General features: G+C 60.2%; 17 protein-coding genes. 10 read left to right on the top strand and 7 right to left on the bottom strand.

Features of this window, described 5'->3' with window-relative positions; translation table 11 throughout:
• The first annotated feature begins 101 nt into the window (after nt 1-101).
• The 3 genes from FIU93_RS00820 (at nt 102) to FIU93_RS00830 (ending at nt 2,488) form a co-directional block, all read left to right on the top strand.
• Nucleotides 102-950 carry a patatin-like phospholipase family protein gene (locus tag FIU93_RS00820; RefSeq protein WP_152504591.1) on the top strand — a complete coding sequence of 283 codons (849 nt, stop codon included), beginning with the start codon at nt 102-104 and terminating at the stop codon, nt 948-950.
• Nucleotides 951-1,065: 115 nt separating this feature from the next.
• Nucleotides 1,066-1,410, top strand: a complete 345-nt coding sequence (locus tag FIU93_RS00825; RefSeq protein WP_023002044.1) for a hypothetical protein — start codon at nt 1,066-1,068, stop codon at nt 1,408-1,410.
• Between the two features lie 268 nt (nt 1,411-1,678).
• Nucleotides 1,679-2,488, top strand: coding sequence for an MBL fold metallo-hydrolase (locus FIU93_RS00830; RefSeq protein ID WP_208993950.1), 810 nt, complete (start codon nt 1,679-1,681; stop codon nt 2,486-2,488).
• Nucleotides 2,489-2,545: 57 nt separating this feature from the next.
• Here FIU93_RS00830 and rsmD read toward each other — a convergent pair whose 3' ends face one another.
• Nucleotides 2,546-3,103 (bottom strand): 16S rRNA (guanine(966)-N(2))-methyltransferase RsmD, encoded by a 558-nt coding sequence (gene rsmD, locus FIU93_RS00835; RefSeq protein ID WP_023002046.1) that lies wholly within the window; start codon nt 3,101-3,103, stop codon nt 2,546-2,548.
• A complete protein-coding gene (locus tag FIU93_RS00840; RefSeq protein WP_208997775.1) occupies nt 3,100-4,518 on the bottom strand; it encodes a pseudouridine synthase in 1,419 nt (472 codons plus the stop codon). Before FIU93_RS00840 ends, rsmD begins: the two co-directional genes overlap by 4 nt.
• 251 nt (nt 4,519-4,769) lie before the next feature.
• Between FIU93_RS00840 and FIU93_RS00845 the strand changes: the two genes are divergently transcribed.
• Both FIU93_RS00845 and FIU93_RS00850 read left to right on the top strand, forming a co-directional pair.
• Nucleotides 4,770-5,198 (top strand): nucleoside deaminase, encoded by a 429-nt coding sequence (locus FIU93_RS00845; RefSeq protein ID WP_055657794.1) that lies wholly within the window; start codon nt 4,770-4,772, stop codon nt 5,196-5,198.
• Nucleotides 5,199-5,360: 162 nt separating this feature from the next.
• On the top strand, nt 5,361-6,545 hold the full coding sequence (locus tag FIU93_RS00850; protein ID WP_055657792.1) for a porin: 1,185 nt from the start codon (nt 5,361-5,363) through the stop codon (nt 6,543-6,545).
• Between the two features lie 77 nt (nt 6,546-6,622).
• Here FIU93_RS00850 and FIU93_RS00855 read toward each other — a convergent pair whose 3' ends face one another.
• Both FIU93_RS00855 and mutL read right to left on the bottom strand, forming a co-directional pair.
• The gene (locus FIU93_RS00855; protein WP_209010260.1) at nt 6,623-7,501 is read right to left on the bottom strand and encodes an alpha/beta hydrolase; all 879 of its coding nucleotides are present in this window, start codon (nt 7,499-7,501) and stop codon (nt 6,623-6,625) included.
• 63 nt (nt 7,502-7,564) lie between these two features.
• Complete coding sequence (mutL, locus tag FIU93_RS00860) at nt 7,565-9,457, bottom strand: DNA mismatch repair endonuclease MutL (protein ID WP_152504592.1); 1,893 nt, start codon at nt 9,455-9,457, stop codon at nt 7,565-7,567.
• A gap of 114 nt (nt 9,458-9,571) precedes the next feature.
• Between mutL and FIU93_RS00865 the strand changes: the two genes are divergently transcribed.
• Nucleotides 9,572-10,447: a TIGR01459 family HAD-type hydrolase gene (locus FIU93_RS00865; RefSeq protein WP_152504593.1), complete on the top strand. Its 876-nt coding sequence runs from the start codon at nt 9,572-9,574 to the stop codon at nt 10,445-10,447.
• A gap of 28 nt (nt 10,448-10,475) precedes the next feature.
• On the opposite strand, the gene FIU93_RS00870 is transcribed toward FIU93_RS00865, so the two are convergent.
• The gene (locus tag FIU93_RS00870; protein WP_158514211.1) at nt 10,476-11,048 is read right to left on the bottom strand and encodes a TetR/AcrR family transcriptional regulator; all 573 of its coding nucleotides are present in this window, start codon (nt 11,046-11,048) and stop codon (nt 10,476-10,478) included.
• A 201-nt stretch (nt 11,049-11,249) separates the two neighbouring features.
• On the opposite strand from FIU93_RS00870, the gene FIU93_RS00875 reads away from it, so the two are divergent.
• The gene (locus FIU93_RS00875) at nt 11,250-12,623 is read left to right on the top strand and encodes a hemolysin D (protein ID WP_077290745.1); all 1,374 of its coding nucleotides are present in this window, start codon (nt 11,250-11,252) and stop codon (nt 12,621-12,623) included.
• Nucleotides 12,620-15,745, top strand: coding sequence for an efflux RND transporter permease subunit (locus FIU93_RS00880; RefSeq protein WP_152504595.1), 3,126 nt, complete (start codon nt 12,620-12,622; stop codon nt 15,743-15,745). Before FIU93_RS00875 ends, FIU93_RS00880 begins: the two co-directional genes overlap by 4 nt.
• 202 nt (nt 15,746-15,947) lie before the next feature.
• On the opposite strand, the gene FIU93_RS00885 is transcribed toward FIU93_RS00880, so the two are convergent.
• Entirely contained in the window at nt 15,948-16,640 is a 693-nt protein-coding gene (locus tag FIU93_RS00885) for a protein phosphatase CheZ (RefSeq protein ID WP_023002056.1), read from the bottom strand.
• A 173-nt stretch (nt 16,641-16,813) separates the two neighbouring features.
• The gene (locus FIU93_RS00890; protein WP_006935666.1) at nt 16,814-17,197 is read right to left on the bottom strand and encodes a response regulator; all 384 of its coding nucleotides are present in this window, start codon (nt 17,195-17,197) and stop codon (nt 16,814-16,816) included.
• 250 nt (nt 17,198-17,447) lie between these two features.
• On the opposite strand from FIU93_RS00890, the gene FIU93_RS00895 reads away from it, so the two are divergent.
• Both FIU93_RS00895 and FIU93_RS00900 read left to right on the top strand, forming a co-directional pair.
• Nucleotides 17,448-17,894, top strand: coding sequence for a MaoC family dehydratase (locus FIU93_RS00895; protein ID WP_023002057.1), 447 nt, complete (start codon nt 17,448-17,450; stop codon nt 17,892-17,894).
• Nucleotides 17,895-18,079: 185 nt separating this feature from the next.
• Nucleotides 18,080-19,078, top strand: coding sequence for a bifunctional riboflavin kinase/FAD synthetase (locus FIU93_RS00900; RefSeq protein ID WP_152504596.1), 999 nt, complete (start codon nt 18,080-18,082; stop codon nt 19,076-19,078).
• Nucleotides 19,079-19,237 lie beyond the last annotated feature (159 nt).

Here is a 19,237-nt window from a genome sequence, read left to right on the forward strand (position 1 = left end):
TTTCCTGTTCGCAACTGTCGTTGCAGGCAGTTGCAAGGTTGGCAAGGCGCGCGTCAGCCCCCATGTGCAGGGAGTAACGCTCTCAATGCCGGACCCGCGCCATGCCCTCTACCTCTTCCCCCAGAATCGGTCTTGCCCTTGGCGGCGGTGGTGCGCGCGGCCTCGCCCACATCCCCGTTCTGGAAGCGCTGGATGACCTGGGCATAAAACCTGTCCGGATCAACGGCACGTCCATCGGTGCCCTGATGGGGGCGGCCTATGCCAGTGGTCGCAGTGGCCAGGAAATCCGCGACATTGCGCTGGAGATTTTTGCCGATCGCAACAGTGTGTTGTCGCGCCTGTGGCAGTTGAGACCACGCAAGTTCGCAGATGTGTTCCGTGGCGGCCCGGTGCAGTTCGACCCGCTTCGCGTGCTGGAAGTGTTTGTCTCGGACTATCTGTCCGAAACGTTCGAAGACCTGGACATTCCGCTGCGTATGCTGGCAACGGACTTCTATCGCTGCGAGGAAGTGGATTTTGAAAGTGGCCCCTTGCTGCCTGCCCTGGCCGCCTCGATTGCGATTCCCGCGGTTTTCAGACCCGTGCGCTATGGCGACCGGTTTCTGATCGACGGCGGCGTCGTCAATCCACTGCCTTTCGACGGGCTCAGGGCGAGTTGCGACATCGTCATTGCCGTTGATGTCGTTGGCGCGCCGGTGCCGCGAGACAACAAGGATGACATCAGCATGCTGGATTCCCTGTTCGGCTCTTCCCAGATCCTGATGCAGACCATCACAAAGCAAAAACTGAAATCAGATCAACCGGATATCCTGGTCAGCCCGCCCCATGACTCCATCCGCGTTCTGGACTTCATGAAAGCCGAGAGCATACTGGATAACGCGGAATCCTTGCGTACAGTTACCAGGGCAAAACTGGAGGAACTGATAAAAGAAACAATGGAAGTTACTTGATGGCAACATCAGCAGATTTATCCGTATAATTCCTTTTTATTGGACCCGACTTTGCGTTTAACAAATCATTAATCTTACTCCTAAATACTTTTCTCAATCTATTAGGAGAAGGTCAATGCGGCCATCGGGATCAACAGATTTGGAAGCCTGTCCGGTATCGGACGATTTGCTGAAACGGTTGCTGGATGCAACGTTGAACGCGGTTACTGATGTCGGATGCCAGCTGCCGGAACAGCAGCGCGCGGCACTTGCCGTCTACTGCTATCGCCGTGCGCATTTCCGCCGTCTGGGCCTGTCGCTGGCCTCGCTTTGCAGCCAGCAGGCGCTGGTCATGGAGGCCGGGCACGCGGGCGATCTTATCTACCGCCAGGCAAGCAGCGCCGGATTCATGAGCGAAGGCGACGCGGCCAACCGGACGGCAAAGTCCGGGAAACCGCCGGTCAGTCTTTACGTGGTCTGAAAGTCAATTCCGGGGCTGGTTCTTCCTCCCACCCGCCCCCACCTCAGGCAACCGCCTTTGCAGCTACAAGCGCAGGCCGGTTGCCTTTTCTTTTGGCATCCCCTTCCAAAACGTCTGAAGTTTCAGGCAAACGGGCAGCGCACACCTCGACATGCCTTGCCCTTGGCGGTCTGCCCCCTAGTATTTTGCTCAGGTGTGGTTTTCGGGATGGACTGACATGGCGATGTGCTTTTTCCCAATTCACGGACGGCGACAGAAGGCCGGCGGATTGTACCGGCTGGTTCCGGTGATGCTCGGCCTTCTGGTTACAGCTGTTGTTGCAGGACCCGCATTCGCGGTCTGTCAACTGGTTGCAGACGCCCCCTACCGAGCGCCCGGGCCGGACGAAATGCGCATCTGGCGGGCGTCTCTTCAGGCAAATGAAGTCCAGATCCGCTACATCGGCCATTCCACCTTTGAACTTGAAACGCCCAAGGGCGTGCGGATCGCAACCGACTACAACGACAGTGTCCGCCCGCTTCTGCCGCCGGATGTAGCCACGATGAACGGGGCCCACAGCACGCATTACTCCATCAGCCCGGATCCGAACATCGAACATCTTCTGTATGGCTGGAATCCAAAGGGCGGGCCGCTGGACCATGACGTCACTGTTGAGGATGTCCGCATCCGCAATATCCAGACCAACATCCGCGGCTGGGACGGGGAAGAACGCCGGCTCGGCAATTCGATCTTCATCTTCGAGGTCGCCGACATGTGCATTGCGCATCTCGGCCACCTGCATCACCGGCTTACGCAGGAAGATCTCGTCCGCCTTGGTCAGATCGACGTCGTATTTGCGGCCATAGACAATTCCTCGACGCTTCGGCTGGACAGCCTGATGGACGTTCTGGAAAGCATCGGCCCTGCGATGGTCGTGCCGATGCACTTCCATTTTTCCGGAGCACTTCAGGCCTTTGTCGGGCGAGCACAGGAGGCAGGGTATGACATCGTGCGGGCGCAAACGCCGGCCCTGATCGTCAGCCGTTCCAGCCTGCCAACGCGGAAAACCGCCTACATCATGATGCCGGGCGGCGCCTGACGGACGAAGGAAATCCCATAGCGAGACGAGAGGGTTGATGGCGGGCCGAAAGAGACTTCAGCCGCCATATCGCAGGAACACGACCTGACTATCGCCTGCCTGGCGGCGGTCGAGTTCCTCGAAGCCTTCGGGAACATCGATGTGAGCTGAAGATCTCTCTTCAAGCACGCACAAGGCGCCCTGTTTCAGCCAGTCTCCGCCCGCTGCCGAAGCAAGGGCCTTTTCACCCAGCTTCTTGTCATAGGGAGGGTCGGCAAACACCAGATCGAAAGGCTCGATGGTGCCTGCACTGCCAAGGCGGGTGGCATCGCGCCGGAAGATCTTGGCAGCGCCATTGAGGCCCAGGGCCTCCATGTTCCGGCGAATGATGCCGCGCGCTTCCGTCCCTTCTTCGATGAAAGTGCAATGGCGGGCGCCCCGGCTGATCGCCTCGAAGCCCAGCGCGCCCGTGCCGGCAAAAAGATCCAGGACCCTTGCATCTTCAAGATCAACATCCAGGCCATGAGCCAGGATGTTGAAAATGGTTTCACGCAATCGGTCGCTGGTCGGCCGTGTGTCGTGCGATTTCGGCGCGGCCAGAGCCGCGCCCTTGAAACGCCCGGCGACTATTCTCACGAACGATCCCCGCGACGCGGCGGACGTCCACCTTTCGGAGGCCCGCGCCGGTCGTCCTTGTCACGGCTGGAACGGCGTTCCTGCTGCTTGTCTTCGACCACGCCTTCCTCGCCCCAGATGCGGCGCGGCGGCGGTGTGAAACGCTCTTCACCGAAATCCTTGCGCGGTTTCGGTTCGGACGTCAGGCGGAAACGGGAGCGCGGCGAGACTTTTACTTTTTCCTGGCGCGGCCCGGCATTCTTGCGCGGCCCCTGGCCGGATGCCTTCTTGCGATCTTCACGCTTTTCGTTGCGTTCAGTCTTGGCTGCGCGCTTGCGATCGGTCTCACTACGGCCTTCGCGCGCGGTCATCCAGCGACCCTGGCTGGCTTCACGCTTGCCGCCGTCCCTGCCGCTACTTTCCCGGCCGCCACCTTCCCGGCCACCGCCACGCTTGGCGCCTGCGGACTTCTTTTCCGCTTCCGGCTTGGGGGCATGAAAGATCGGAGCGTCAAAATCCGCACCGGCTTCCTCGGCCAGCGTATCGCCCAACTGGTCACGCAAAACGCGGCCCCGGATTTCACGGACGTCGCCTTCCGGCAGATCCATCAGCTGGAACGGGCCGTAGGACAGGCGGATCAGGCGGTTCACGGCAAGGCCGAGATGTTCCAGAACACGCTTGACCTCACGGTTCTTGCCTTCGCGCAGGCCGACCGTCATCCAGACGTTGTTGCCCTGTTCCTTGTCGAGCGTCGCCTCGATCGCGCCGTAGAGCACGCCATCGATCGCGATACCGTCCTTCAATGTGTCGAGATCCGCCTGGGTCACCTTGCCGAAGGCGCGCACGCGGTAGCGGCGCAACCAGCCGGTGGCCGGCAATTCCAGAACGCGCGCCAGGCCGCCATCATTGGTCAGGAGCAGCAAGCCTTCAGTGTTGATGTCCAGCCGGCCCACGGTCAAAACGCGCGGGAGATCATCGGGCAAGCGCTGGAACACCGTCGGACGGCCTTCCGGATCCTTGTTGGTCGTCACCAGACCCCGTGGCTTGTGGTAGAGCCAGAGCCGGGTGCGCTCGCGCATCGGCAACGGTTCCCCGTCCACCAGCACCTTGTCGTCTGCTGTCACTGTTACCGCAGGCGTGGTCAACAGCTTGCCGTTGAGCTCAACCCTGCCGTTTTCGATCCACACTTCCGCCTCTCGGCGAGAACACAGGCCGACGCGCGCCATGACCTTGGCAATGCGTTCGCCACGATCATTGGCTTCGTCTGCCAGCGGTGCAGTCGCCGGTCTCGGCGCCCGTTTTTCGAAGTCGCCCTTTTTGGGGCCGGCTTTCGATTTGTCGTTCGGTGCGGACCGGCGCTTTTCCGGTGCACGTTTATCGCGTCCCCGGCCTTTTGCGGGACCCGGGCGCTCGGAAGAGAATTTTCTTGTCGTCATGCGCGCGTCATAGCAGAGCTTGAGCCTTTCGGGAATCGCTTGTTTTCTGCATAAACCGCAGAGGCGCCGTGCTCCGGATGCATGGCAGCGGCCTGACGCCTCCGCGAAGCTCCTGTCCGGGGCTGACGACCGGCATAATAACGGGTAAACAGAACAAAGCCGACAGCCTCTCAAATCGAGGCTGAACCCTACACTTACACTCCGACTCACCCTGCTCGATGCTTACCACTTCCGCCAATCAGACATCGTTCATGGATCTTGCGCTCGAAGAGGCCGAGAAAGCGGCGGCACGCGGTGAAGTGCCGGTCGGTGCGGTGCTCGTTCGCGATGGTGAAGTGATCGCTCGAGACGGGAACCGGACGCTGGAGCTCAGCGATCCGACAGCTCACGCAGAAATTCTCGTGATCCGCTCCGCATGCGAACGGGCAGCTTCGCAACGCCTTCCGGACTGCGATCTCTACGTGACGCTCGAACCGTGTCCCATGTGTGCGGGAGCGATCTCCTTCGCGCGTGTCCGCCGGCTTTACTATGGCGCGGGAGATGAAAAAGGCGGCGCGGTCGATCATGGCACCCGCTTTTTCTGCCAGCCGACGTGTCATCACGCACCGGATGTCTATTCCGGCATAGGCGCGACACGCGCGGCGGGGTTGCTCAGATCGTTCTTTCAGGCAAAGCGCTAAACGGTTTTCAAGTTAAATTGACCGGATTGCCCGTTGCTCAAAAGCAACAACATCAACCAATCGCTCATATCTGCTGATTTCACCTCTCCGAGAGGCTGAAACTGACATCTACGAACGGCATAATGTGCGTGGGGGTATTTCCGCACTTCATCGGAGTATCAAATGACTCGTAATGTTGTTCTCGGGGCAATTGCCGGTTTCTTCGCGGCCGCAAGTCCGGCGCTTTCGGCCGACCTGCCAGTGGCTCCGGAACCTGTCGACTATGTCCGGATCTGTGACGCCTACGGCGCACGCTTCTATTACATTCCCGGCACAGAAACCTGCCTGCGCGTAGGTGGTCGTGTCCGGACCGAATTCCGCGTCCGCAACTTCGGCGAGGCCGAAAACGCCTGGGGCGACCGGGACACCGATGGTTACCAGTGGCGTTCGCGCGGGTATCTCTACCTCGATGCGCGTACCGCGACCGAATTCGGCACACTGCGTGCCTTTATCGAATCCTACATCACGCTGACCAACGCCTCGACTTCGACCACCCTGGACAAGGCCTATATCCAGTGGGGCGGCCTGCTGGCCGGTCACAACGGTTCGAACTTCGACTTCTTCACCGGATATGCCTTCAACGCGCAGATCGAAAGCTATTCCGATCGCAAGCTGAATCAGGTCGCCTATACGATGGCCTTCGGCAACGGCTTCAATGCGACTGTCGCGCTGGAAGACCGTTCGGGCCGCGAAGAGAATATCGCGTTCAACGGCACCAACCAGAGCTATGGCGGCACCCGCGCTCCGGACTTCGTCGCGGCTCTGGGCGTCAACCAGGGCTGGGGCCAGGCCCAGATCATGGGTGCTCTTCACCAGGTCTATCCGAGCGCTGCCTACAACGGTCTTGCAGGCCGGACGGAAGACGAACTCGGCTGGGCAGCTGGTGCCGGCGTGACCGTGAACTTCGGTGGCTTTGCCAAGGGCGGTGCGGTCTCCCTGCAGGCCGTCTACACCGATGGCGCCAGCGGATACGGGTCCACGGGCTGGAACAGCCGCATCACCGATGCGGTCTGGAATGGCAGCAGCACCGAGACCACCAAGACGCTGAACATCTTCGGCGGCGTGACGCTCGGCGTAACCGACACCGTTCAGGTGAATGTCGAAGGCGGCTACCATGATGTCGATGGCGGCACCAGCGCCTATGACTTCACCCAGTGGGACGCGACCGCAAACGTGGTCTGGGAACCGGTCTCCGGCTTCCTGATGGGCCCGGAATTCCAGTATCGTGATGTCGACTACAGCCGCTCCTCCGGCCTGAACGACACCTACGAGCTCTACGGGACCTTCCGCCTGCAGCGCACATTCTGATGCCGTAACCCCGGCAAAGGAAAACCCCGGGCACTTCGCCCGGGGTTTTCTGTTTCAGGCGTAACACGGCGGATGGTTCAAGAGCCTTTGTGCCATTTCACCCAGGCGGCGAGAACGAAGTCCCACATCCCGTTTGACCACAGATTGCTGTGACCGCCACCTTCGACGATCACAAGCTGCCTGGGGTCTCTCGCAAATTCATAAAGTCGCCTGCCGTGTTCCACCGGGATGACCCGGTCTTCCGTCCCATGCACGATCAGGACCGGCGCGGCGATCTTGCCGACGCGATCCCGTGTCGCCATCGGGTCGCTCATCATGAGGCCCACCGGCAACCAGGGATACCTGTCCCAGGCCATGTCGATCAGCGCGGTATAGGGCGCTTCCAGCACCACAAGGTCCGTTTGCGAACGCTCTGCCGCCACTGCGGCGGCAACACCCGAGCCAAGACTTTCTCCATGGACGATGACCGGCGTGCCCGAAGCTGCCATCCGGTCGAAATGTTCAAGGCCGTCCGAAATCAACGCCTCTTCCGACGGGCTCCCCTCACTTCCGGCATATCCCCGGTAGCTGGGCGCATAGAGACCGAAACCGCTGTCCAGGATCTGCTTGAACCGCTTCCAGCGGGAGGAGACATTGGCTGAATTGCCGTGAAAATAGAGTACCGTGGGAGCGCCTTCAGCAGCAGGTGGCGCGTGCCAGACGGTCACCTTTGTACCGTCAGCCATCGCCGCTGTTTCAACGGTGACATCTGAGAGCCCCTTTTCATCCGGCGTACTCAATTCTCCGGTTGGAACGAAGATGAAGCTGCGCTGGTTGAAATACATGTAACCGGCCGCCATGGCGTAGGCGATGCCGGCAATGACAGCCACACGCGAGACGGACTTCCAAAGCATGCGCCCAGGTCTGCCGGTCTTGTTCGATGCCTGTTCCGCGCTGCCGGAGCCGGTTTGTGTCATCTGACTGTCTCCCATTGCTCCGACGTCTACGATCCGCATCGGGAGGTCGATCAGATTGCCAGCTTATTTGCGGCCGAAGAGCTTCTCGATATCGCCGAGTTTCAGCTCCACCCAGGTTGGCCGGCCGTGATTGCACTGTCCGGATAGCGGCGTGGCTTCCATGTCGCGCAAGAGCGCATCCATTTCCTCGGGACGCATGCGCCTGCCTGCACGCACCGAACCGTGGCAGGCCATCGTGGCGGCAACATGGTCCAGCTTTTCCTTGAGACCTTCGGCAGTGTCCCATTCGGCAAGCTCGTCGGCCAGGTTCCGGACCATGCCCTGGATGTCCATGTCGCCGAGGATAGCGGGGGTCTCCCTGACGGCGATGGCACCCGGGCCGAAGGCTTCCAGGGACAGGCCGACCTTTTCGAGATCCTCCGCGCGATCAGCCAGCCGGATTGTATCTTCTTCCGGCAACTCGACGATCTCGGGGATGAGCAGCATCTGGCGGGCGACATCCTTCTTGGCCAGCGCTTCCTTCAGACGTTCGTAGACAAGGCGCTCGTGCGCGGCGTGCTGGTCAACGATGACGACACCGTCCTCGGTCTGGGCGATGATATAGGTTTCATGAACCTGCGCACGAGCGGCCCCCAGCGGAAGGCGGGTCTTTTCGGTTTCGACCGGGACGTCATTCGCGCGGGCATCCGCCGACGGTCTGGCAAAGTCGGCAAAACCGTTCTGCCGTTCGAAGGCCGGCTGTGCTGCTTCGGCAAAGCCTGTTGCGTGCGTTTCTTCCATCTGGAGCGGGCGAAACGCTTCCGGCGCCCAATGGGGCGCAGCAGACGTGCGGGTGTAGGAACCACCGCCATACCCCCCGGAACCTGTTGGAGAAGACGGTGTGTGACCCGGTTGAGAGAACCCCGCCGACTGTGCCCTGATGGCGTCCAGTGCAACGGCCGCGTTCGAGGTCGATGACCGGTGTCCGGACTGGACCAGTGCATGCTTGATGGCACCCACCAGAAGCCCGCGCACAAGCTGGCTGTCCCGGAAGCGCACATCGGCCTTGGCCGGGTGCACATTGACATCGACCAGTGTCGGGTCGAGATCGATGAACAGAACCACAACCGGATGCCGGTCACGGGCCAGCACATCGGCATAGGCTCCGCGTAATCCGGATAGCAGCAGCTTGTCCTTCACCGGGCGGCCGTTGACGAAGAAGAACTGGTTCTGCGCATTGCCACGGTGGTGTGTCGGCAAGCCTGCAAAACCGGTGAGACGCACGCCTTCCCGGGCTGCGTCGATTTCCATGGCGTTGTCGACAAAATCCTGGCCGAGAATCTGCGCGATCCGAGCAAGATGCGGTTCACTGCCGCGTGCTGCTGGCCAGCTCTGCGACTGCCGGTCGGCGCCGCCGAGGGAAAAGCCGATCTCCGGATAGGCGAGCGCGATCCGCTTGACGATTTCGGTGATGGCGGCCGCTTCCGCACGATCCGATTTCAGGAATTTCAGCCGGGCCGGTGTCGCGAAGAAAAGGTCTCGCACTTCAACCTGGGTGCCTTTTGTGCGGGCTGCGGGCACAAGCGGCTGCTCCCTGCCGCCCTCGACGGCGATGGCCCAGGCGTGGTCCTCGTCCTTGTGACGGGTCTGGATCGCCAGCCGGGCGACGGAGCCGATGGACGGCAGCGCTTCACCGCGAAACCCGAGCGTGCGAATGTCGAACAGGTCGTCGTCGGAAATCTTGGAGGTGCAGTGCCGGCGGATTGCCAGTTGCAGATCCTCCTGGCGCATGCCCTCGCCGTCGTCGGCAACGCGCATGAGCGTCTTGCCACCGGCGGCGGTAACGATCTCGACCTGTTTTGCCCCGGCGTCGACGGCGTTTTCCACCAACTCCTTGATCACGCTGGCGGGTCTTTCGATGACCTCGCCGGCCGCAATCTGGTTGATCACCTGCTCGCCAAGTTGCCTGACCTTCATGAAACTCCCTCTACTCGGTTTCGCACCGCGCCATGTTCCTATATGGTCCGCGCCGAGTTTGCGTCGATTCTTCAGCAAAGCTTATCAGACCTACCCAGATCCGAGTGACCCGCCATGACAGTTTCTGCACCGCTTCTTGTTGAGGGGCTCCGCACCCTCGCCCCGTCCTACAAGGGCATCCTGTGTGACGTGTGGGGCGTGCTGCACAACGGTGTATCGGCTTTTGAAGGCGCGCACAAAGCCCTCAAGGCCTTTCGCGAGGAAGCCGGTGGCAAGGTGGTCCTCATCACCAATGCCCCGCGCCCTGCAAAGCAGGTTGGCGAAATGCTGGCCGCTCTTGGTGTGCCGGAGGGAACCTACGACGACATCGTCACTTCCGGCGACGTGACCCGCGAGGTCCTTGTGGCTCAGGGCAAAAAGACGCTCCTGCACATCGGTCCACACCGGGACCAGCCGCTGTATCACGGCCTTGAAGCTACCTTCACCACCAATGACGAGGAAGCGGAAGGCATCAGCTGCACCGGGCTGGAAGACGACGAGGTCGAAACGCCCGACGATTACCGCGACCGGCTGCAGAAGCTGGCCGAACGCGGCCTGCCGATGATCTGCGCCAACCCCGACATCGTGGTGGAGCGCGGCGAACGCCTGATCTGGTGCGCCGGCGCCCTTGCCCGTCTTTATGAAGATCTCGGCGGCGAAGTGGCCATTCTCGGCAAACCGCATGCCCCCATCTACGACGCGGCGATGAAGCGCCTCGCGACGCTGGCGGGCGAAGAGGTCGCCAAGGAAGACGTCCTGGCCATAGGCGACGGTCTGCCGACCGATATCCGCGGTGCGGTGTCTCAGGATCTCGACGTTCTGTTCATCACCGCCGGCATCCATGCCTCCGACTTCGGTCCGAGCGACGCGCCGGACGAACATCTGATCCGCCGCCGTCTGGCCGAAGAAGGCCTGCGCGCACGTGCTGCCCTGCCGCGTCTTTGGTGGTAAGCGCGCGCAGTATTGCCAGCGGGCTCATTTAACGTCCCGTATCGGGACCATGCCCCTGCAAATAGGTCTGGACGTAATTTTCCACGTCCAGGCCTTCGTGGCCTGTCCCCAGGCCCATCTCCTTCATGAAGCCCATGACGGCCAGCGGCGCGATGAGCGCAACGGCGAAGCTGACCGGATCGCCCGGCTTGAGCCGCCCGCTGCTCTGATGCTTTGCCAATGTGCGGGCTACGCCCTGCAGGTTTTTCAGCAGAAAGGGCGTCACCGCTCGCAGTTCAGGATGCTGGGGCACCTGCGCAAACAGCGTCAGGGCAAGCCCGCTATGCTTGCGGTAGGTCTCCAGATAATTGCGCACGATTTCCAGAAGATCGGCCTTTACGTCTTCCCCCGGCAACATCTTGCCGAACGAGACGTCGGATAGCGTGTCGCCGATGGCGGCCTCGATCAAACCTGCCTTCGACCCGAAACGGCGAAACAGCGTGACTTCGTTCACCCCTGCCCTGTCCGCTATTTCCTTGGTCGTGGTTCCGCTGAACCCGCGCTCGCAAAACAGTGCGACTGTTGCGGAATAGATTTCTGAAACATCTACATTTCTAGGCACTTGGCCGCCAAACGCGCCGGGCGCGCCCTCAATTTTCCGGAAGACATTCCGTCGCACCTAATGCCAAACAGGATGCAAATGCAAGCAATCGCTTGCAATAAAATTGGATCATCACTATTTGCAAGTTTGGACTTGCATTAAAAGAATTGTGGTCGGCGGAGGTCTGCAGCCCGCCGAGCGAACTTTGCCAGGAGAGCCGCCGTGTCGCTGTTGCGAAAAGCCCTGATCCTTCCCCCCGTGATCGCCGGTGCGGCAGTGCTGGTTTATGCGGTGAGCGGGCGCGAAGCACCCAAGCGTACCGACATCGGGGAAACGACGACGCTCGTGCGTGTCGTCACGGTCGAGCCTCAGGACTTCGTGCCGCGCGTAACCGGGTACGGCACGGTCGATCCGGCCCATACACTTGATGCCATCGCGCAGGTGTCCGGCCGGGTCACCTACATCAATCCGGATTTCAAACGCGGTGAATTCATCCCGGAAGGCAAGATTCTGGTGACACTGGCACCGGAAGACTACGAGCTGGAGATTGCCGAGGCGCAGAGCGATATCGCCAGTGCCGAGGTGGATATTGAAGAGCTGGCCGTTACCCTGGATACACAGAAACAATCCCTGGCGATTGCCAAATCGGTCCTCGACCTGGAACAGCGTGAGCTGGCCCGGCTGAAAACGCTTCAGGAGCGCAAGGTCGCGTCCGATCAGCTGGTCGAAAACCAGGAAGGCACAGTGCTTCAGCAAAAGTCGCGGGTTCAGGACCTTGAGAACGAGATTGCGCTCAACCCGGTGAAGCGCAAGGCACTGGAGCAGGTAAAGGCCAAGAACGAGGTTCGTCTGGAAACCGCAAAGCTGAACCTTGCCCGCACCACGATCCGTGTTCCCTTCGATGCCAGGGTTTCGAAGGTCAATGTAGAGATCGACCAGTATGTCGGTGCCGGCAGCTCCATCGGTGAACTTGACGGCATAGACGCAGCCGACATCGACGTTCAGATCAGTCCTGGCAACATGGCCGGATTTGCCAATCTGGCCTTTCCCGGACAATTGGAAACGGAAGAAGGTGTCATCCGGGCACGACATTCGCTTGACCGGCTGAAGGCCAAGGTAAGGGTCGGATCCGTCGGAGAGACCGCCGTCTGGGATGCGCACGTCAAGCGGGTCAGCGACACGGTGGATCCGGACACCCGCTCCATCGGACTGATCGTAAGCGTGGACAAGCCCTATGACACTATCCGGCCGGGTATAAAGCCGCCATTGGTCAAAGGCATGTTTACCGAGGTTGAGCTGTCCGCACCGCCGGTGGCCGATCAGATCGTGTTGCCGCGCAACGCGGTCCACAGTGGCAGGATCATGACTGTCTCGCCCGACAGCCGACTGGTTACGGTGCCGGTCGAAATCGCCTTCCGCTTCGATGATATCGTCGTTCTGGGAACGGATCTGCCAGCTGGAAGCAAGGTCATCGTCAGCGATGTGTCCCCGGTGATCGAAGGCATGTTGCTGAAGCCTGTCGAAGACGAAGCCGTGAAGGCAGGTTTGAAGCGAATGGCGAGCACGGATGCTCTCAACGGTGAGGACCAGCCATGATCCGCTACTTCGCCCAGCACCCAACCGCCGCCAATCTGTTGATGGCCGGTTTCATCATTCTCGGACTGCTCAACCTTCCGGGTCTTCTGCTGGAAACCTTTCCGCAGATCCCGATAAAACGGATTACCGTGACAGTCGCCTATCCCGGAGCAACCTCAGCCGATGTCGAACGCACCGTTTGCCGGCGCATTGAGGACGCGCTCGACGGGATCGAGAACATCGACGAACTCAAATGCGATTCCCGGGAAAACCTCGCACTTGCGACTGTCAAGATCATGGAAGGCAAGGACATCGACCAGCTGATGCTGGATATCGACCGCGAGATCAACGCGATCGATGATTTTCCCGAGGGCGTTGAAGACCCGATCATCGAAGAGGCGGGCCGCCTGAGCGAGGCGACCTCCGTCGTCATCACCGGAATTGACGACAAGCCGCAGCTGAAGAACTACGCCGAAGCGGTGAAGGACCGCATGCTGAAGTTCGGCGGCATACCCCAGGTCGAGATTTCCGGCTTCTCTGACCGGCAGTTCCGCATCGAGGTGCGCGACGCCGCCGCGCGTGAAGTTGGGCTAACCCTCTCGGAAATCGCAAATACCCTCACCAGGCAGAATGTCAGTGCTCCCTCTGGAGAAATCACGACTGTAGGCGGCTCGATCCTGCTGCGTTTCGCCGACGAGCGCCTTGCGGCGGATGCCTATGCGTCGGTGATTGTCGCCTCTTCCCCGCAAGGCGGCCAGATCAAGCTGGGCGACATTGCCACGATCAGTGATCTCTTCGAGGACGAAGAGGTCGAAACCCGGCTGAACGGCAGGTTGGCCGCTGTTCTCGACATTTCCATGACCCGCAGTGACGACCTGATCAAGGTGGTGGAGCGGGTGCAGGAATTCGTCGACGAGGAACAGGCCCGTACTGCCCCAGGCATCGCCCTGACCATCATCAACGACGGCTCGATCATCCTGAAGGACCGCCTGTGGATGCTGGTCAACAATTCTCTCCAGGGACTGGCGCTTGTCGTTGCGGCCATGTGGATCTTCTTCGGCGGGAGACAGGCATTCTGGATCGGCATGGGCCTGCCGGTGTCCTTTCTGGGCGCGCTCGCCGCAATGTCCATTCTGGGGCTGACGATCAACATGCTGTCGATGGTGGCCATGCTGATCGTGGTCGGCATCATGATGGACGACGCCATCGTGATTTCAGAAAACATCGCGACACGGCGTCAGAAAGGGCTCGGTCCCCTGGAGGCCGCCGTGCAGGGAACGCGGCAGGTCGCCCCGGGTGTGCTGTCTTCGTTTGCCACGACCACCGCCATTTTCGGTGCACTTGCCTTTATCGAGGGCGACCTTGGCGACCTGTTGCGCGTGATCCCGATGGTCATGTTGCTGGTTCTGGCCGTGTCGCTGGTCGAAGCATTCCTGATCCTGCCCAACCACCTGTCCCATGGCGCTACGCGCGACACCCCGAACTGGGTAACCCGCAAGGCGGAAAGCGGTGTCGGATGGGCGCGGGAGCATGTGATCGGTCCTTGTGCCACATGGTCTGTGCGGAACCGCTATTTCGTCATCGGCGCCTGCTTCATGCTTTTCCTCGCTTCGGTCTCGCTGCTGGCCGGCGGCGTCGTTAAATTCCAGGCGTTTCCGAACGTGGAAGGCGACCAGATCGAAGCGCGGATCGAATTGCCGGCAAGTGCGACGCTCGCCGACACGCGCAAGGTCGTGACAGAGGCAATCAGTGCGCTGGAACGCACGGATGCGGCGCTGTCGCCGCGCAATCCGGATGGAACATCCCTCCTCAAGAACATACTGGTGCGGTTCAACGAAAACAGCGATGCCGGCACCAGCGGAGCACATCTGGCGACCATCGACATTGATTTGCTGGACGGGCCCCTTCGTGACGCAGGCAACCAGGAGATCCTGAAAGTCTGGCGACAGGAACTGCCAGAAACGCTCGACGTCCGGCGCATCATTCTCACCGAATCCAGCATCGGTCCGGCGGGACGCGCCATCGAATTGCGCCTGGCCCACAATGACCTGCAATTGCTCGATCAGGCTTCTGAAGAGCTTCAGGCCTGGCTCAAGGGCTATGACGGCGTCTACAACATTTCCGACGATCTCAGCCTCGGAAAACCGGAACTGGCCCTGTCTCTCAAGGACGGAGCCGGGGCGGTCGGCCTTGATGCCAAGGCGATCGCCGACCAGCTGAGAGGGGCCTACAACGGCATTACCGCCGATGAGGTGCAAGTCGGTTCGGAAAGCTTCGAGGTCGATGTCCGCCTTGCCGGCAGCGACCGCAACAGCCTTGGCGATTTCGAACTCTTCACCGTGGAGACCCCTTCTGGTCACCGGGTCCCGCTCGGCTCCGTCGCCGACATCCGATCCGACCGCAGCTTCACGCGGATCAATCGTATTGACCGGGTACCGACGGTGACGGTCACCGGCGACGTTCTTCTCGGTGTTGCCAATGCCAACGAAGTCGTCAAGGACACGGAAACGAGATACCTGCCGCAACTCCTGGAAAAATACCCCGGATTGAGCACTTCGACCGAGGGGCAGAATGCGGAAGGCGCCAAGACGCAGGCGTCCATGGTCAAGGCACTCGGCACCGGCCTGATCTTCGTGTTCATCCTGCTGAGTTTTCAGTTCCGCAGCTACAGCGAACCGGTCGTGGTGATGACGCTCATCCCCATGGCGTTGATTGGCGCGGTCTGGGGGCACTTCCTGATGGGCATCGACTTTGCGATGCCAAGCATGCTGGGCTTCATTTCGCTAGCCGGGATCGTGGTCAACGATTCAATCCTGCTGGTCCAGTTCATCAAGGACGAGCACGACCCATCGCTGGAAAGCGTTGCAGAGATCGCTCCACTGGGTGCCAAGGCCAGGTTCCGTGCGATCCTGCTGACGTCGGTGACCACAATCGTCGGTCTGCTGCCGCTGCTGTTCGAAACAAGCCCCCAGGCACAGGTATTGATCCCGCTGGTGACTTCGATCTCCTTCGGACTGATCGGCACGACACTCATGATCGTCTTCGTGGTTCCGGCGTTCTATACCATCCTCGACGATTTCGACCTGACCTCGCTCGCCCGGGAACGCAAGGCGCATCGGGAGAAGCTGGTGGCCGCCGAATAGATGCACCTCTCCGACTTCGTCCCTGCAGGGCTTGCCCTGCAGTCCAAGCCGTTGCCTTGTCCCGAACAAGGCCAATCCGACTGGAGACCAAACGGCATGGATCCCATGGTCAAGCCGTGGGATGACGATGGAGAGAAAGTTCAGAACCAAAAAAGGGCCCTCCGATGGAGAGCCCTTCGAAATCGTTTTTTTTCAGTCCGGATCAGTCGAACAGCTTGTCGATATCCGCCTGTGCGCCGCCCAGAAGAGCATCGATATCGTCCTGCGAAACACCTTCGCCTGAATGCTGCGGACCATGGAGGATCAGCTCGCGCTTGCGGCGCTCCGACTCTGTCTCGACGAGTGTCGCATCGAGATCTTCCGGAATACGCAGTTGTTCGATGAAGGAAGTCACACGCTCGTCGATGTAACGAAGCGTTGCGACCACCTTGGAAATTCTCTGGCCGGTAATGTCCTGGAAGGTGCAAGCCTCGAAGATGCTGATCATCTTGTTGCTGACCAGTTCCTGATAGGCTTCCTGGTCGCTGGCATCGGCGCCCATGATCTCTTCGGCCGCTTCCATGATGGTGTTGGTGGCTTCTTCCGTCGCCTCAACGATGGCGTCCAGTTCCCGTCCGGCGTCCGGGATCTTGCTGCCAGTCATGTCATTGGCGCGCAGTTGGGAGATTTCCTCCTTCATGCGCCTGATTTCCTTGGCGATGACGGTCAGTTCTTCCGTGACGGCCGGTTGTACGGTCGACAGAAAGTCGTGCATCGAACCCGACATGACTTCTGCAAGATGCATCACGTCGGTCAGGGAAACTTCACCTTGCCTGTTCTTGTTTTCCTGCAGGAAGTCTATGACTCGGGCAATGTTTTCCTGTTTCATACTGGCCACCAGGTCGAGCCTTTCCATTTTGAAAGCATCCTCCGAAGCGCGGATCCGGAAGTCTCAGGAACCGCTATAACTTTTCGGATGCAGCAAAGCTGACCCGGCCTGCCTGCCCAGCAAGACCGCGCCGATCCTGTACATCCGTCTGGCACTGGCGGAGGTGCGCCCCAACGCAGCTCCCCGCCAAGTGCAAGAAATCAATCGGAGAAGACCGCCTCGATCTTGCCTTTCAGCGTCTGAGCATTGAAAGGCTTCACGATGTAGTTGTTCACGCCGGCTTTCTTGGCGGCGATGACGTTTTCCGTCTTGGATTCAGCAGTCACCATGATGAAAGGCGTCTTGCTGAGGCTGCCGTCGGCACGAACCTGCTTCAGCAGCTCGTATCCGGTCATCGGCTCCATGTTCCAGTCGGAAATCACCAGGCCATAACGGCGCTGTTTCATTTTTTCCAAAGCTTCGGTGCCGTCCGCAGCATCGTCGATGTCTTCGAAACCGAGTTGCTTGAGCAGGTTCCGAATGATGCGAATCATCGTTTTGTAGTCATCGACCACGAGGACCGGCATCTGAAGATCAAGGGCCATTGTCTACTCCATACTGTCAATTTGCGCGGCCCCTGGCCGTGGGCCGGTGGAAACGCGTTATGACTTCGAAGGAGAGCGACACATTATTGTGTCCTCACCTCCCCACACTCAACGCAATCTACCCGCCGCCCCTGAAAAGACCGTTAATAACAGGCGCTTTTTTCTTCGCCCAAAGCACAATTGCCAGAAAACCTTGCACCGCCTAGCGTCCGCCTACTTCAAATCAAGACAAATCAGGGCGGAAACCGTAATGTTGGAACTGCAAAAACTCTGCTTCGAAGATCTTTCCGTGGGTATGAGCGAAGTACTCGTGAAGCATGTAAGTTCTTCCGACGTGGTCGGCTTTGCGGAAGTATCCGGTGACCGGAACCCGATTCATCTGTCCGAACATTTTGCCGCCCGCACGCCCTTCAAGACGAGAATCGCCCATGGCCTCTATACGGCCAGCCTGATCTCGGCCGTGCTCGGCACCCGCCTTCCCGGCCCCGGCGCGATCTATCTGTCGCAAACGCTCAATTTCAAGGCCCCGGTCAGGATCGGCGATGACGTCAAGGTGACTGTCACCGTCGAGGAACTGATGGAGCGCGGCAACCGTGCCCGCCTTTCCTGTATCTGCAGTGTCGACGACACCGTGGTTCTGGAAGGCGAGGCACTGGTGAAGGTTCCCGGCCGGGACGAGGATCAATCCGGTCTTTGACGGGCAGCGACCGCAAAGGCAAGTCTTCGGCACATCCCCATCTTGACCTTTGCTTTGCTTGACGGCAGGTTCCACGCCAAAGTCGGCAGGGCTGCTCCACCCGGAGCGCCTTGTTTGACGTGTTCCTGCAGGACGGGCCGGCACACCGGACCGTTGTGACGTATCGTTGCGCGAAGGTTTGCCGCATGAGCTCCACTGATCCCTCCAGCTTTCCGATCATCGAAAGCCTGGATGCCTTTCCGGCGGACCTGAAAGGCGGCATCGTTGCCATCGGCAACTTCGACGGCGTTCACAGGGGCCACCGTGCCGTGCTCGACGCCGCGCTCGGTCTTGGCCACGGCACGCATCATCCCGTCTATGCCATGAGCTTCGAGCCGCATCCGCGCACGGTCTTCAACCCGTCCAAACCCGTTTTCCGTCTGACCCCGCCACAGCAGAAGCTCGACCTGCTGCGCCTGTGCGGTCTCGATGGCGCGCTCATCCTTCCCTTCACCCGGGAGTTTGCCGGCATCGAGGCGAATGCCTTCGTTCAGGACATTCTCATCGACACGCTCGGCATCTCCCACGCGGTCACCGGTTATGACTTCCACTTCGGCCGGGCCAGACAGGGCACCCCAGACTATTTGCGTTCCGCCGGCGCCGACCACGGCTTCGGCGTGACCATCGTCCAGCGCGAGGAAGACGAAAGCGCCGAAGTCATTTCTTCCACTCGAATCCGCGACAGCCTCTCACGGGGGGATATCGCCCAGGCAAACGGTCTCCTTGGCTACCGCTGGTTCTTCGAGGCGGACGTGCGCCACGGAGACAAGCGCGGCCGCGACCTCGGCTATCCGACCGCCAACATGAGCCTTACCGAAGACTGCCCGCTGAAGCAGGGCATCTATGCGGTCAAGGTCCGTGTCGACGGGGCCTGGCATGACGGCGTCGCCAGCTATGGTCGCCGCCCGACCTTCGACAATGGCGCCGCACTGTTTGAAGTGTTCCTGTTCGACTTTGCTGGCGATCTCTACGGCAAGACGCTGCGCGTGCACCTGGTGTCCTATCTGCGCGGCGAGGAAAAATTCGACTCGGTCGAGTCACTGATCGCCCAGATGGACCGGGACAGCGAAGAAGCCCGCGCCGCGCTCGGCTCGCTACAGCCGCTTTCCGAACTCGACATGAAACTGCTCGATCTTTCCGCCTGAGCAGCCTTCGAAATATTTTCTCTTTTCTGACGAACTTGGCGTTTGCCGGCTTGCTCCGGGAGACGTTCAACTTCAAAAGGAATATGGATCGGCAATCCTGCTGCGGTCAGCGACCACAGAGATTTTTGCCCGGCCCTTTCCTTGTTGCCGGTCCTTCTC

It is taken from the genome of Labrenzia sp. THAF35 (assembly GCF_009363595.1).
Taxonomy (GTDB): Bacteria; Pseudomonadota; Alphaproteobacteria; order Rhizobiales; family Stappiaceae; genus Roseibium; species Roseibium algicola.